Source organism: Kribbella sp. NPDC005582, from assembly GCF_040605415.1.
GTDB lineage: Bacteria > Actinomycetota > Actinomycetes > Propionibacteriales > Kribbellaceae > Kribbella.
Map to the genome: position 1 here is coordinate 141,755 of NZ_JBEXCU010000006.1, position 13,961 is coordinate 155,715.

Genomic DNA, 13,961 nt, shown 5'->3' on the forward strand with positions numbered 1-13,961 from the left:
TGCTGTTCGCACCTGACTGTCCTGGAGTGTCTCTTGCCCGTGCCGAAAGTCCCCGACAAAGGGAGCGCGACCCGGCGTGGGTTCGCGGTCCTGCGCGTCGCCATCTGGGAGGAGCCGTGGGTCTTCGCGCTCTCGGTGGCCGCCAGCATGCTGTACGGCGCGATGACCGTGGCCGACGGCTGGGCGCTGGGCTGGGCCACCGACCACGTGATCCGGCCGGCCCTGGAGCGCGGTGACACCACCTTCGGTGCGCTGGCCGCGCTCATCTCGATCTTCCTCGGCATCGCGATCCTGCGCGCCATCGGCGTCGTCGGCCGGCGGGTCGGGGCCGGCGTGATGCAGTTCCGGCTCCAGGCGACGTACCGGCGCCGGGTCACCCGGCAGTACCAGAAGCTGCCGCTGGAGTGGCACCACCAGCACCCGACCGGCCAGCTGCTCTCCAACGCGAACGCCGATGTCGAGTCGATCTGGTTCGTGATCGCACCGCTGCCGATGGCGATCGGTGTGCTCGCCATGCTGGCCTTCGCGACGGTTGCGATGTTCATGGCCGACGTGTGGCTCGCTCTGGTCGGCTGTCTGGTGTTCCCGCTCGTCTTCGTCGCCAATGTGATCTTCCAGCGGATTCTGCAGCCGCTGGCCACCCGGGCGCAGCAGTTGCGCGCAGACGTCTCCGAGGTCGCGCACGAGTCGTTCGACGGCGCACTGGTGGTCAAGACGCTCGGCCGCGAGGCTGCGGAGACCGAGCGCTTCCGCGCGCCGACGTACGCGCTGCGGGACGCGAACATCGCGGTGAACAAGGCCCGCGGCATGTTCGATCCGGTGATCGACGCGCTGCCCCGGATCGGCGTGCTGATCGTGCTGCTGGTCGGTGTCGGCCGAGTGCGCTCCGGCGCCGCCGATGCGGGTGACGTGGTGCAGGTCGCGTTCCTCTTCACGCTGATCGGGTTCCCGATCCGGGCGCTCGGCTGGGTGCTCGGTGAGCTGCCGCGCTCCGTGGTCGGCTGGGACCGCGTGCAGCGCGTGCTCACCGCCGAGGGCGGCATGGAGTACGGCGAGGCGCAGCTGACCTCGAAGACCGCAGCCAAGCTGGACGTGTCCGGACTGCGGTTCGGCTACCTGCCGGATCGCGACGTACTGAGCGGGATGGAGTTCACCGTCCAGCCCGGCCGCACAGTCGCGGTGGTGGGACCGACCGGGGCTGGCAAGTCGACGATGACGACGCTGCTGACCCGGCTGATCGATCCGGAAGAGGGATCGGTCAAGATCGACGGCATTGATCTTCGCGAGCTGGCCAGGGGCGAGCTGGCGGACTCGGTCGCGCTGGTGGCGCAGACGGCGTTCCTGTTCGACGACAGCATCCGCGGCAACATCACGCTGGGCGGCGACTACAGCGACGAGGACATCTGGGACGCACTGCGGATCGCGCAGGGCGACGGCTTCGTGAAGAGCCTTCCGGACGGTCTGGACACCAAGGTCGGCGAGCGCGGTACGACGCTGTCCGGTGGGCAGCGGCAGCGGATCGCCCTGGCTCGTGCGCTGGTACGCCGGCCTCGGCTGCTGATCCTGGACGACGCCACCAGCGCGGTCGACCCGCAGGTGGAGGCGCGCATCCTGGCCGGACTGCGGTCGGTGGTGCAGGAGGACGCGAGCGCTGCGACCACAGTGCTCGTCATCGCCTACCGCAAGGCGACCATCTCGCTCGCCGACGAGGTGCTGTTCCTCGACGAGGGCCGAGTCGCCGCGCAAGGCACGCACAGCGAGCTGCAGGAGACATCGGCGGCGTACCGGGATCTGGTGGACGCGTACGAGAAGGACGCCGAGCGCAGGCTCGAAGAAGCCGAGCTGGACAAAGAGCTTGATGATCTGGACGGGGTGAAGGCATGAGCGCGGCTGAGGCTACGCGGCTCGACCATGGTGATGATGCCGGTGGTCTGGAGACGCTGCGGCAAGGCCTGCGGATCTCTCCCGAGCTCGCACAAGGCTGGTGGATCACCGCGCTGCTGGCGCTGACCATGACCGCCGGGCGGATCGTGATTCCGATCGCTGTCCAGCAGACCATCGACAAAGGCCTGTCCGGTCCCGGTGGGCCGAACATGTCGTTCGTGGCCTGGATGGTCGTGGTGTGCGCGGTGGGCGTGGCTGTGACCGCCGGAGCGTCGTACCTGACGACTGTGCGGCTCGCGGTCAACTCCGAGCGTGGACTGGCGACCATGCGGATCAAGGCGTTCCGCCATGTGCACGATCTGCCGGTGCTGACGCAGAGCACCGAGCGCCGCGGCGCACTGGTCAGCCGCGTGACGTCGGACGTGGACACCGTCTCGCAGTTCCTGCAGTTCGGTGGCTTCATCTTCTTGGTGAGTCTCGGGCAGATGCTGCTTGCCACCGTGGTGATGTTCTTCTACTCGTGGCAGTTGGCGCTGGTGGTGCTGGTCTGCTTCATCCCGCTGTTCGCATCGCTCAGGGCCTTGCAGAAGCGCATGTCTGCCGCGTACGGCGTCGTCCGGGCGAAGGTCGGCGAGATGCTCTCCGCGGTCGCCGAGCCGGTCGTCGGTGCGCAGGTGGTGCGCGCGTACGCGATCGAAGGACGCACACAGGCCCGGATCGACCGCACAGTCGACGACTACCGCCGTACGGCGACCAGTGCGCAGACGCTGACCGGAATCACGTTCTCGATCGGCGGTCTGGCGGCCGGACTGGCGAATGCCGGAGTCCTCACGGCCGGTGTGCTGCTCGGAGTGGACGGCCACGCGACACTGGGGGAGATCCTGGCGTTCATGTTCCTGGTCGCGTTGTTCTCCGACCCAGTGCAGATCGCGACGCAGGTGCTGACCGACGCGCAGAGCGCCTTCGCCGGCTGGCGGCGGGTGCTGGGTGTGATCAACACTCCGGCCGACGTGGTCGACCCGGGTGAGGCAGGGGTGAAGCAGACGCGCGGACCGATCTCGGTCGAGTTCGCCGACGTGAACTTCGCCTACCCCGAAGGCGAGTTGGTACTGCGTGATGTCAACGTCCGGCTGGAACCGCACCGGCGGGTCGCAGTCGTCGGGGAGACCGGGTCCGGCAAGACGACGTTCGCAAAGCTGCTCACGCGACTGATGGACCCGACCTCAGGCGCTGTCCTGCTGGACGGAGTCGACGCGCGCGAGATCTCGTTCGAGTCACTGCGCGAGCGGGTCGTGATGGTGCCGCAGGACGGCTACCTGTTCGACGCGTCACTCGCCGAGAACGTGCGATTCGGCCGGCCCGAGGTGACGGACGAGCAGTTGCTCGCCGCCTTCGAATCGCTCGGCCTCACCGACTGGCTGGAGTCGCTGCCGGACGGTCTGCAGTCGCCAGTGGGTCAGCGGGGCGAGTCCCTGTCGGCCGGAGAGCGTCAGTTGGTCGCACTGGTCCGGGCGAACATCGCCGACCCCGATCTGCTCGTCCTCGACGAGGCGACCTCGGCCGTCGACCCTGGCACCGAGGTCCGGGTCAACGCGGCGCTGGAGCGGCTGATGACCGGCCGTACGTCGGTCACGATCGCGCACCGGCTGTCCACCGCCGAAGCGGCCGACGAGGTGCTGGTCTTCGACAACGGCGAGGTCGTGGAGCGCGGACCGCACGCGGACCTCGTCAACGCGGGCGGCGTCTACTCGAGACTGCACCAGAGCTGGATCGCTCAACGGGGTGCGGTCTAGGAGGACAACCCGGGGCGCGGCCAGTCCCTGGGAGGGTCGAACTGGCCGCGTCCGGATCAGGTACTCCGCGGCACCACAGTCAGGTTGGTGCCCCGTCGTACCCGGTCATCAGGGAGTCGCAGCGGTACCTGCCTGCGGCACCAGCAGGAACTCCACACCGCCCTTGTCGTCCACGGCGGCATCGAGGATCTTGTCGTCCAGCGCGTTCGCCGCGTTCTCTTCCAGGAAGACCCGCGCCCCGGCGTCCTCGACCACCTGGTCGCCGGGCTGCGGCGCCTCCGTCGTGGTCACCGCCAGCGCCGGATCCGCCGGGTTCTCCTGCGAGATCCGCACACCGGCACCTTCCGGCGCGCCCTCGACCCCCGTGATGCTCTTGATCACCAGAGTCGCGTTCTCAGTCAGGGTAAGCACAACAGCTCCAACCTCTAGATAACACTGAACCCGCCCCGTGCCCCTTCGCCTGTATCGCAAACCCCGACTTTGAGCGCCGGCGCGGATGGTGTGGGATTGGGGGATGGCATGGGAGCTGGCTACACCGACGGTTGACGGTCTGGGCGAGGTGGTGGCCGCGCTGCGGGAGTGGCAGGGGGAGGAGACTCCGCATCAGCTGCACCCGGGGGACATCGGGTGGTACTGGCGGTTCGGGGCGGAGCAGACCGCGGCGGCGGTCCGGACGTGGCGGCGGGACGGCGAGATCGTGGCGCTGGGGTTGCTGGACGAGGCGGATCTGGTGCGGATCGCGTTTGATCCGGTTGCGTTGCACGACGCTGAGCTGGCCGAGCAGATGGCTGCCGATGTCGCCGACCCGGCGCGCGGCGTACTGGTCGAGGGACAGGTGTACGTCGAGGCGCCGCCTGGGGCTGTGGTGAAGGACCTGCTGGTGAAGGCCGGTTGGCAACTCGACGACCCGTGGGTGCCATTGCGGCGGGACCTGAGCGAGCCAGTGCCGGCACCGGCGCTGCGGGTGGATGTGATTGGTGCCGAAGAGGCGCATGAGCGCGTGACCGTGCAGCGGGAGTCGTTTGACGGGTCGACGTTCACCAATGCGCGTTGGTTCGCCATGGCGGACGGCATCCCGTACGCCGATGCGCGCTGCCTCGTCGGTCGCAACGAGCTCGGCGAGTCCGTGGCAGCCGTGACGGTGTGGTCCGCAGGTGAAGGCAAGCCGGGCTACCTGGAGCCGATGGGTGTGCACCGCATGCACCGCGGCCGGGGCTACGGCGAGGCGATCACCGTGGCCGCCGCGCGGGCGCTGCAGGAGATGGGCGCGTCGAGCGCCTACACCTGCACACCCGCCTTCAACGTCGGCGCTGTCGCGACCTACGAGGCGGCCGGCTTCGTCCGCGGCGCTGACCTACGCGACGCCCGCCGCCCAGCCTAGACAGCGACGTCGTCGGCGGCGCGTAGCACGCGCAGAATGTTGCCCCCGGCAAGCTTGTCGAGGTCCTCGTCGCTCCACTTGCGCTCGGCCAGCGCCTCGAACAACCGCGGGTACGACGAGACATCCGGCAGATCAACGGGTGTCTCCGGTACGCCGTCGTAGTCGCCGCCGAGACCGATGTGGTCGATACCCGCCACCTCGCGGACGTGCTCCAGGTGCTCGACCACATCGGCCATGGTGACTGCCGGCTTCGGCTCGTCGTAGTCCGCGTTCTCCTGCACGGCCGCCGTCCAGTCGACGTACTGCTGAGAGACGAAGTACGGCACGAACGTGACCATGCACACGCCCTCGTTGCCGGCCAGGGTCTCCAGTACGTCGTCAGGTGCGTTCCGCGGTACGTCGCAGACCGCGCGAGCGGACGAGTGGCTGAAGATCACCGGCGCACTGGTCACCCGGAGCGCGTGGCGCATCGTGTCGGCCGAGACATGCGACAGGTCGACCAGCATGCCGATCCGGTTCATCTCCCGAACCACCTGCTCGCCGAAGTCGTTCAGCCCGCCCAGCACCGGCTCGTCGGTCGCCGAGTCCGCCCAGCTGACGTTGTTGTTGTGCGTGAGCGTCATGTAGCGAACACCCAGCGTGCGCATGGTCCGCAGGACACCGAGCGACTCGCCGATCGAGTGGCCGCCCTCCATCCCCATGAGTGATGCGACCTTGCCGGCCTTGATCGCCGCCTCCACGTCATCGGCCGTCGTCGCCAGCTGCAGCGCGTCCGGGAAACGCGCCACGAGCTGATGCACGAAGTCGAGCTGCTCGAACGTCCGCCGTACGGCGTGCTCGTCCTGCGGCACCCACAGCGACCAGAACTGCCCACCGACGTTCCCCGCCCGCAGCCGCGGCAGATCGGTGTGCAACTGCGGCACCGACCCGCTCAGGTCATGCGCGTCCAGGTCGTACTCGCACAGCTCGTAGAACGCGATCGGCAGATCGTTGTGCCCGTCGATCACCAGGTGCGGAGAAGTCATGCGGTCATCCTGTCAGGTCCATCCCCAGCCCTGCTGGTCAGAAGTGTCCGTGGCATCGGTGACAATAGGTGAGTGAGTATCGACGAGCTGACCTTCGATGCGGCCGGGCTGATCCCGGCGGTGGTCCAGCAGTACGACACGCGTGAGGTCCTGATGGTCGGCTGGATGAACGCCGAGGCGGTCCGCCGGACCGCGGCCACGGGCCGGAGCACGTTCTGGTCGCGCAGCCGCCAGGAGTTCTGGGTGAAGGGCGAGACCAGCGGTCACCGCCAGCACGTCAAGGAGATCCTCGTCGACTGCGACGCGGACACCTTGCTGGTCCTGGTCGACCAGGAGGGCCCGGCCTGTCACACCGGCACCCGGAGCTGCTTCGAGCACGGAACGATCGAGGTGCAGCGATGAACACCCCGACCCTGGAGACCTTCCGCGACTACGCCAAGGACCGCCGGGTGATCCCGGTGACGCGTCGGCTGCTCGCCGACGCCGAGACGCCGATCGGGGTCTACGGCAAGCTCGCCGCGGAGCGCGAAGGCACCTTCCTGCTCGAGTCCGCGGAGAACGGCGGCGTCTGGTCGCGGTACTCGTTCATCGGCGTCCGCTCGGCCGCGACACTGACCGAGCGCGACGGCCAGGCGGTGTGGACCGGCAACCCGCCGGTCGGCCTGCCGCAGACCGGTGACCCGCTGAAGGCGCTGCGCGAGACCGTCGAGATCCTGCACACCCCTCGGCTGCCGGACCTGCCCCCGCTCACCGGTGGCATGGTCGGCTTCCTCGGGTACGACGCGGTCCGCCGGCTGGAGAGGTTGCCGGACACAACGACCGACGACCTCGGCCTGCCCGAGCTGACGTTCCTGTTCGCGACCGACCTGGCCGCCCTCGACCACGAGACCGGTGAGATCTGGCTGATCGCCAACGCGATCAACTGGGACGACACCGACGAGCGGGTCGACGAGGCGTATGCCGATGCCGTTCGCCGGCTGGACGCGATGGAGGCCGACCTCGCGCGGCCCACCCCGTCGTACGTCGTCCGTGCGGACCGCGACGCGCAGCCGGACCCGCACCGGCAGCGGTCGAGCGCGGCGTACCGGGAGGCCGTCGAGACGGCCAAGGAGGAGATCCGGGCCGGCGAGGCGTTCCAGATCGTCGTGTCCCAGCGCTTCGAGCTGCAGACCACCGCGTCCGCGCTGGACATCTACCGTGTGCTCCGCCGCTCGAACCCGAGCCCCTACATGTACCTGGTGCGCCTGGACGGCTTCGACATCGTCGGCTCCAGCCCCGAAGCGCTGGTGAAGGTCACCGACAACAAGGTGATCCTGCACCCGATCGCCGGCACCCGCCGCCGCGGCGCGACGCCGGAGGAGGACCACGCCCTCGAGGAGGAGCTGCGCGCCGACGCCAAGGAGCGCGCCGAGCACCTGATGCTGGTCGACCTCGGCCGCAACGACGTCGGCAAGGTCTGCGCGCCCGGCACCGTCGAGGTGATCGACTTCATGGACGTGCGCCGCTACAGCCACGTCATGCACCTCGAGTCGACCGTCACCGGTCAGCTGGCGGCCGGCAAGACCGCCTTCGACGCCCTCACCGCGGCCTTCCCGGCCGGCACCTTGTCGGGCGCCCCGAAGCCGCGCGCGATGGAGATCATCGACAAGCTCGAGGTCACCCGCCGCGGGGTGTACGGCGGTGTCGTCGGTTACCTCGACTTCGCCGGTGACGCCGACACCGCGATCGCCATCCGGACAGCGGTCCTACGCGGCTCAACGGCGTACGTGCAGGCCGGAGCAGGCATCGTCGCCGACTCCGACCCGGTCGCCGAAGACGCCGAGTGCCGCACCAAGGCAGCCGCCGTACTGAACGCGATCGCCGTCGCAGGAACGTTCAACGAGGTTTAGGGCATGTCTCCCATCCCCCCGCCTACTGCGCGGCACTCGGCACGGCACCTCGCCGCACGGGTGCAAAGGGCTAGATGCTCCGCATCGAACCCTCCGCCCCCGCGCACCGATGCACCGCACCGAGCACCTGCTCGCTACGGCGCGGAGATGGGAGACATGCCCTGATGCGCCCACAGCGACTAGCAGACCTGCTCACCCTCGGCGCCTTGGCGCTGCTGGCTCTGTCGGCCTATCTGACCTGGGTCACGGCCGATCCGGGCAAGGGGCGGTCTGTGGTCGACTTCAACGGTTACAGCATCACCAGAGCGCCGGTGACGCTGGCTCTGGCCGGGCTGGTGGCGATCGTGGTCACCAAGCTCGCCGGTACGGCGCTTCGTCGCGTCCTCGGCATTCTGATCGCGTTGCTGGGTGCGGCGGCGATCGGCGTGGCACTGCAGGTGCGGCCGGGCACAGCCGAGCTGAGCAGGCAGCGGCCCGAGCTGAGCCAGGTGGTCACCGACAACGTCGTGGTGAGCACCGGTCCGGCGCCGTGGCTCGCGCTGGCCGGGGGAGTGGCGCTACTGCTCGCCGGGCTGCTCGCAGTCTTCACCGCACAGCGCTGGAAGCGGCCTACCGATCGGTATGAGCGTGAACCGGCCGTGACCGCAACGAGCAAGGCCCCGGATCACGGGGCCGATCAGTGGAAGGCGATCGACGCGGGAGAGGACCCGACTCTCTGATCGCGGCGGGCAACCGCCACAATAGGACAGGACGACGACGAGGAGTGGCGGCAACCATGGACAATACGACTGCCGATCAAGCGGTGACCCGGGCGGGCAACGAGGCCCATGCCGTGGCACATCACGACGCGCACGGCAACAGCACCGCGGCCTGGACCGCGGTCGCGATCATCCTGGTGGGGTTCACCGTCGGTGCCATCGCGATGGTGCTCGGCCCGAACTGGCTGCTGTTCTGGATCTCGGTCGGGATCGTCGTGCTGGGCGCACTGGCCGGCAAGGTGCTCCAACTGCTGGGCTTCGGCGTCCCCGCCGACGACCACTGAAGGGCGGACAGACCATGACTGTGCTTGACGACATTCTCGCCGGGGTTCGCGAGGACCTCGCGGAGCGCCAGGCTCTAGTCAGCCTGGACGACCTCAAGCTGGAGGCGCAGCGCAAGCCCGACGCCAAGGACCCGATGCCGGTGTTCCGCGGCGACGGGATCGCGGTGATCGCCGAGGTGAAGCGGTCCAGCCCCTCCAAGGGCGAGCTGGCCGAGATCACCGACCCGGCCGCGCTGTCGGGGGAGTACGAGCTGGGCGGCGCCGCGGCGATCTCGGTGCTGACCGAGAAGCGCCGGTTCAACGGCAGCCTGGACGACCTGCGTGCGGTCCGCGGCCGGGTCGACGTACCGGTGCTGTGCAAGGACTTCATCGTCTCCTCGTACCAGCTCTGGGAAGCCCGGGCGGCCGGCGCCGACATGGCGCTGCTGATCGTGGCGGCCCTGGAGCAGGAGGCGCTGGTCTCGCTGATCGAGCGGGCGCACTCGATCGGGCTCTGCCCGCTGGTCGAGGTTCACGACGAGGAGGAGACGCGGCGTGCGGTGGACGCCGGCGCCCAGCTGATCGGCGTGAACAACCGCAACCTGAAGACCCTCGAGGTCGACCGGGACACCTTCGCCCGGGTCGCCCCGACCATCCCGACCGAACTGGTCCGGGTGGCGGAGTCCGGCGTCCGGGGTCCGCATGATGTAATCGAGTTCGCGCGCGCCGGGGCCGATGTCGTCCTCGTCGGTGAAACTCTGGTGACCGGCCGCGATCCTCGGGCCTCGGTCGCCGACCTCGTCGCCGCCGGATCGCACCCCGCCATCCAGCAGCGGCACTAGAGTGCTTCAGGTGTGACGTAGGTCGGCGCTACCGGCGCCCAGGCACGCACCTCGCGGCACTTGAGAAGCACCCGAGATGCTCCGCATCGAGGGCACTCCTCAAGCACCACGATGCACGCACCTGGACACCGCTATCGCTCGACCTACGCCACACCTGAAGCACTGACCTCCCCTGCCGGTCCAAACGGCCTGGGGCAGTAACTCTCCCCGGGCCGTGGGCCTGGGTTTGGAAGGTTTGTCGGATGAGTACTGTGCTGCCCGACCAGCTCGGGCACTTCGGCCGTTTCGGCGGCAGGTTCATGCCGGAGGCGCTGATCGCGCCGCTCGACGAGCTCACGCAGGCCTGGCGCGGTGCCATGGCCGACCCGGAGTTCACCGGTGAGTTCGACCGGATGCTGCGCGAGTGGGCCGGCGTCCCGAGCCTGCTGTACGACGCGACCCGGCTGTCCGAGGTCGCCGGGGCGCGCATCCTGCTCAAGCGCGAGGACCTGAACCACACCGGCGCGCACAAGGTCCGCAACGCGCTCGGCCAGGCGTTGCTGACCAAGCGGATGGGCAAGCCGCGGGTGATCGCCGAGACCGGCGCCGGTCAGCACGGCGTCGCGACCGCGACAGCGTGCGCCTACCTGGATCTCGAGTGCGTGGTCTACATGGGCGAGGTCGACACCCAGCGCCAGGCGCTGAACGTGGCCCGGATGAAGCTGCTCGGCGCCGAGGTGATCCCGGTGACGAGCGGCAGCCGCACGCTCAAGGACGCGATCAACGAGGCGCTGCGCGACTGGGTCGCCAGCGTCGACAAGACCCACTACCTGCTCGGTACGGCGGCCGGCGCGCACCCGTTCCCGGCGATGGTGCGCGACTTCGTCCGCGGTATCGGTGACGAGGCGCGGGCCCAGTCGCTCGAGCTGCTGGGCAAGCTGCCCGACGCCGCGGTCGCCGCGGTCGGCGGTGGCTCGAACGCGATCGGTCTGTTCGCCGCGTTCATCCCCGATGCCGACGTGAAGCTGTACGGCATCGAGCCGGGCGGCGACGGCTTCGAGACCGGTCGGCACGCGGCCACGATCTCGGCCGGGCAGATCGGCGTACTGCATGGGGCGCGGTCGTACCTGCTGCAGGACGAGGACGGTCAGACCATCGAGTCGCACTCGATCTCGGCCGGGCTGGACTACCCCGGAGTCGGCCCCGAGCACTCGTGGCTCGCGGAGACGAAGCGGGCGACGTACCGGCCGGTGAGCGATGCCGACGCGATGGAAGCCTTCAAGCTGCTGGCCAAGACCGAGGGCATCATCCCCGCGATCGAGTCGGCGCACGCCGTCGCCGGTGCGCTGGAGATCGCCAAGGAGCTGGGCCCGGACGCCACCATCCTGGTGAACCTGTCCGGTCGCGGCGACAAGGACATGGACACCGCGAGCACGTGGTTCGGGCTGATCGAATCCGGAGACCAGGCATGAGCGAAATGGTTGCCCTGGGCAAGGCTGGGACCGCGATCCGGAAGGCCAACGAAGCCGGTCGCGCGGGTCTGGTCGGCTACCTGCCGGCCGGCTACCCGACGTACGCCGGTGGCGTGGACGCGATCAAGGCGCTGGTCGACGGTGGCGTCGACGTGCTCGAGATCGGCTTGCCGTACAGCGATCCGGTGATGGACGGTCCCGCGATCCAGCGCGCCGCCGAGGCTGCGCTGGCCGGCGGATTCCGCGTCAAGGACTTGCTTCGCACGGTCGAGGAGATCGCGGCGTACTCCGACGTACCAGTGCTGGTGATGACGTACTGGAACCCCATCGAGCGGTACGGCGTCGATCGCTGGGCCACCGATTTCGCCGCGGCCGGGGGAGCAGGGCTGATCACGCCCGACCTGATCCCGGAGGAGGCCGCGGAGTGGATCGCGGCCGCGGACAAGAACGAGCTGGACAAGGTGTTCCTGGTCTCGCCGTCGTCGACCGACGAGCGGATCCGGCTGACCACGGCCGCGTGCCGCGGATTCGTCTACGCGACCGCGGTGATGGGTGTCACCGGCATCCGGTCGGCCGCGTCGGATCTGGCCGAACCGCTGGTGGCCCGGACCAAGGCCACCACCGAGTTGCCGGTCGGCGTCGGGATCGGCGTCTCGAACGCGGAGCAGGCGGCGGCGATCGGTGCGTTCACCGACGCGGTCATCGTCGGGTCGGCGTTCGTGAAGCGGCTGCTCGACGGTGAAGGTCCGGCCGGTGTGCGATCGCTCACGGAGAGCCTGGCCGAGGGCGTCCGCCGGGAACCGACGACGGCGGCCGGACGTTGAGCCTGCTGTGAGTCGAACCAGGAACGCAGGCCTGCTGCTGGCCGTGGTGGGCCTGCTCGCCCTCGCGGGCTGCAGTGGCGGCAAGGAAGAGAAACCCGACAACCCCGGTGGTGCGATCATCCGCACCAGCCAGGACCCGAACGGGATGCGGGGAGCGACGCTCGACCAGCCGTACAAGTTGCCCGCGGCCACCTTGACCGACACGGGCGGGAATGCGTTCAACCTGGTCACGTCGACCAAGAAGCCGGTCACGCTGATCTTCTTCGGGTACACGAACTGCCCGGACGTGTGCCCGACGGTGATGGCCGACATCGCCTCGGCGCTGACCAAGCTCGACGACTCGGTGCGCAAGCAGGTGCAGGTGCTGTTCATCACCACCGACCCGGCACGCGACACCGGCCCGGCGATGCGGAAATACCTGGACCGCTTCGACCCGTCGTTCGTCGGCCTGACCGGTACGTTGCCGTCGATCAAGAACGTCGCGCAGGCCGTCGGCGTACCGGTCGAAGGGATGAAGAAGCTGCCCTCGGGTGGCTACGAGGTCGGCCACGGCGCGCAGGTGCTCGGCTTCGGCAAGGACGACAAGGCCACCGTGCTCTGGATGTCGAACGCCGCCATCGGCGACATGGCGCACGACTTCGGGAAGCTGGTGGAGGCCAACCAGTGAAGCCTTGGTGGCCTTGGGTCTCATTGGCGGCGCGGCTGGTGCTCGGTGGCGTGATGCTGGTCGCCGGTGGGCTCAAGGTCTCCGATCCGGAGACCGCGGCGCAGGCGGTGCGCGCCTACGAGATCCTGCCGCCCGGGCTCGCCGATCCGGTCGGCTGGGGGCTGCCGTTCCTGGAGATCGCGATCGGATTGCTGTTGATCCTCGGTTTCGGTGTCCGGCACACCGCGGCCGCCGCAGGTGTTTTCATGGTCGTGTTCATCGCCGCCGTGGCCTCTGCCTGGGCCCGCGGCCTGGCCATCGACTGCGGCTGCTTCGGCGGCGGCGGACGAGTCGATCCCGGCCAGACGAAGTACCTGGAGGAGATCCTCCGCGATGCGGGCCTGCTGCTGCTGGCGATCTGGCTGTGCGTCCGGCCCGCGAGCAGGTTCGCCCTCGAAACCGATCCGAACACCACGACAGGAGTCACCGCACCGTGAGCAACACCAATCCGCTGCTGGAGCAGAAGAAGCGGGTCCCGCCCGGCATCGTCGTGGTGATCGTGCTGGTGCTGGCCCTCGCGGCCGGTGTCGGCTTCCAGTACCTGCGCGGGCACTCCAAGGTCGACGCCGGTGACCAGCCCCGCGTCGAGCCGGCCGTCATCACCGGACCCGGCCAGGACGGCAAGGGCGTCACGGTCGGCAAGGCCGGCGCGAAGGCGCAGATCGACCTGTACCTGGACTTCCGCTGCCCGCACTGCGCGGAGTTCGAGGAGATGACCGGGGCAACGGTTGACAAGCTCGTCCAGGACGGTACGGCGACGCTCACGTACTGGCCGCTGGCCTTCGTGAACCCGGACGCGTCCCCGCGGCTGGCGAACGCGTTCGCCGCGGCGGCGGCCAACGGCAAGGCGCTGACGTACGCCGACGAGATGTACGGCGACTTCAGCAAGTCGTGGACCAGCGACCAGCTGATCGAGCTCGGCAAGCAGCTCGGGGTCGGGGACGCGAAGTTCCAGCAGGCGATCCAGAACAACACCTACGGTGGCTGGGTCCAGTCGGTCGGCAAGGCTGCGGATGCCCGTGGCGTGACCGGTACGCCGACGGTCTTCGTCAACGGCAAGCAGCTGGAGACGAAGGACCTGACGCCGGACGGGCTGCAGAAGGCGGTCGACGACGCGGTGAAGGCAGCGGGCTGACCCGTGTCTA

At 69.1% G+C, this 13,961-nt stretch carries 15 protein-coding genes; 13 read left to right on the forward strand and 2 right to left on the reverse strand.

The window, feature by feature from the left end; genetic code table 11:
* Nucleotides 1–39 precede the first annotated feature (39 nt).
* Both ABZS29_RS29990 and ABZS29_RS29995 read left to right on the forward strand, forming a co-directional pair.
* Nucleotides 40–1,884 (forward strand): ABC transporter ATP-binding protein, encoded by a 1,845-nt coding sequence (locus ABZS29_RS29990; protein WP_355466880.1) that lies wholly within the window; start codon nt 40–42, stop codon nt 1,882–1,884.
* Nucleotides 1,881–3,677 carry an ABC transporter ATP-binding protein gene (locus ABZS29_RS29995; RefSeq protein WP_355466882.1) on the forward strand — a complete coding sequence of 599 codons (1,797 nt, stop codon included), beginning with the start codon at nt 1,881–1,883 and terminating at the stop codon, nt 3,675–3,677. The genes ABZS29_RS29990 and ABZS29_RS29995 overlap by 4 nt, the downstream gene beginning before the upstream one ends.
* A gap of 108 nt (nt 3,678–3,785) precedes the next feature.
* Here ABZS29_RS29995 and ABZS29_RS30000 read toward each other — a convergent pair whose 3' ends face one another.
* On the reverse strand, nt 3,786–4,088 hold the full coding sequence (locus tag ABZS29_RS30000; RefSeq protein ID WP_355466884.1) for a Fe-S cluster assembly protein HesB: 303 nt from the start codon (nt 4,086–4,088) through the stop codon (nt 3,786–3,788).
* A gap of 103 nt (nt 4,089–4,191) precedes the next feature.
* Between ABZS29_RS30000 and ABZS29_RS30005 the strand changes: the two genes are divergently transcribed.
* A complete protein-coding gene (locus ABZS29_RS30005; protein WP_355466886.1) occupies nt 4,192–5,058 on the forward strand; it encodes a GNAT family N-acetyltransferase in 867 nt (288 codons plus the stop codon).
* On the opposite strand, the gene ABZS29_RS30010 is transcribed toward ABZS29_RS30005, so the two are convergent.
* Nucleotides 5,055–6,083 carry a dipeptidase gene (locus ABZS29_RS30010; RefSeq protein WP_355466888.1) on the reverse strand — a complete coding sequence of 343 codons (1,029 nt, stop codon included), beginning with the start codon at nt 6,081–6,083 and terminating at the stop codon, nt 5,055–5,057. The two genes, ABZS29_RS30005 and ABZS29_RS30010, sit on opposite strands and share 4 nt — an antisense overlap.
* A 72-nt stretch (nt 6,084–6,155) precedes the next feature.
* On the opposite strand from ABZS29_RS30010, the gene hisI reads away from it, so the two are divergent.
* From hisI to ABZS29_RS30060, 10 genes are all read left to right on the forward strand, one after another.
* A complete protein-coding gene (hisI, locus tag ABZS29_RS30015) occupies nt 6,156–6,485 on the forward strand; it encodes a phosphoribosyl-AMP cyclohydrolase (protein ID WP_355466889.1) in 330 nt (109 codons plus the stop codon).
* Nucleotides 6,482–7,972 (forward strand): anthranilate synthase component I, encoded by a 1,491-nt coding sequence (locus ABZS29_RS30020; RefSeq protein ID WP_355466891.1) that lies wholly within the window; start codon nt 6,482–6,484, stop codon nt 7,970–7,972. Before hisI ends, ABZS29_RS30020 begins: the two co-directional genes overlap by 4 nt.
* A gap of 164 nt (nt 7,973–8,136) precedes the next feature.
* Nucleotides 8,137–8,691 carry a Trp biosynthesis-associated membrane protein gene (locus tag ABZS29_RS30025; protein WP_355466893.1) on the forward strand — a complete coding sequence of 185 codons (555 nt, stop codon included), beginning with the start codon at nt 8,137–8,139 and terminating at the stop codon, nt 8,689–8,691.
* 56 nt (nt 8,692–8,747) lie between these two features.
* Nucleotides 8,748–9,014: an HGxxPAAW family protein gene (locus ABZS29_RS30030; protein ID WP_355466895.1), complete on the forward strand. Its 267-nt coding sequence runs from the start codon at nt 8,748–8,750 to the stop codon at nt 9,012–9,014.
* A 14-nt stretch (nt 9,015–9,028) separates the two neighbouring features.
* On the forward strand, nt 9,029–9,835 hold the full coding sequence (trpC, locus tag ABZS29_RS30035; RefSeq protein ID WP_355466897.1) for an indole-3-glycerol phosphate synthase TrpC: 807 nt from the start codon (nt 9,029–9,031) through the stop codon (nt 9,833–9,835).
* 242 nt (nt 9,836–10,077) lie between these two features.
* Nucleotides 10,078–11,286: a tryptophan synthase subunit beta gene (gene trpB / locus ABZS29_RS30040; protein ID WP_355466899.1), complete on the forward strand. Its 1,209-nt coding sequence runs from the start codon at nt 10,078–10,080 to the stop codon at nt 11,284–11,286.
* Nucleotides 11,283–12,110 (forward strand): tryptophan synthase subunit alpha, encoded by an 828-nt coding sequence (gene trpA / locus ABZS29_RS30045; RefSeq protein ID WP_355466901.1) that lies wholly within the window; start codon nt 11,283–11,285, stop codon nt 12,108–12,110. The genes trpB and trpA overlap by 4 nt, the downstream gene beginning before the upstream one ends.
* A 7-nt stretch (nt 12,111–12,117) precedes the next feature.
* Nucleotides 12,118–12,777 carry an SCO family protein gene (locus ABZS29_RS30050; protein ID WP_355466903.1) on the forward strand — a complete coding sequence of 220 codons (660 nt, stop codon included), beginning with the start codon at nt 12,118–12,120 and terminating at the stop codon, nt 12,775–12,777.
* Nucleotides 12,774–13,253, forward strand: coding sequence for a MauE/DoxX family redox-associated membrane protein (locus tag ABZS29_RS30055; RefSeq protein ID WP_355466905.1), 480 nt, complete (start codon nt 12,774–12,776; stop codon nt 13,251–13,253). Before ABZS29_RS30050 ends, ABZS29_RS30055 begins: the two co-directional genes overlap by 4 nt.
* Nucleotides 13,250–13,951 (forward strand): thioredoxin domain-containing protein, encoded by a 702-nt coding sequence (locus ABZS29_RS30060; RefSeq protein WP_355466907.1) that lies wholly within the window; start codon nt 13,250–13,252, stop codon nt 13,949–13,951. Before ABZS29_RS30055 ends, ABZS29_RS30060 begins: the two co-directional genes overlap by 4 nt.
* Nucleotides 13,952–13,961 lie beyond the last annotated feature (10 nt).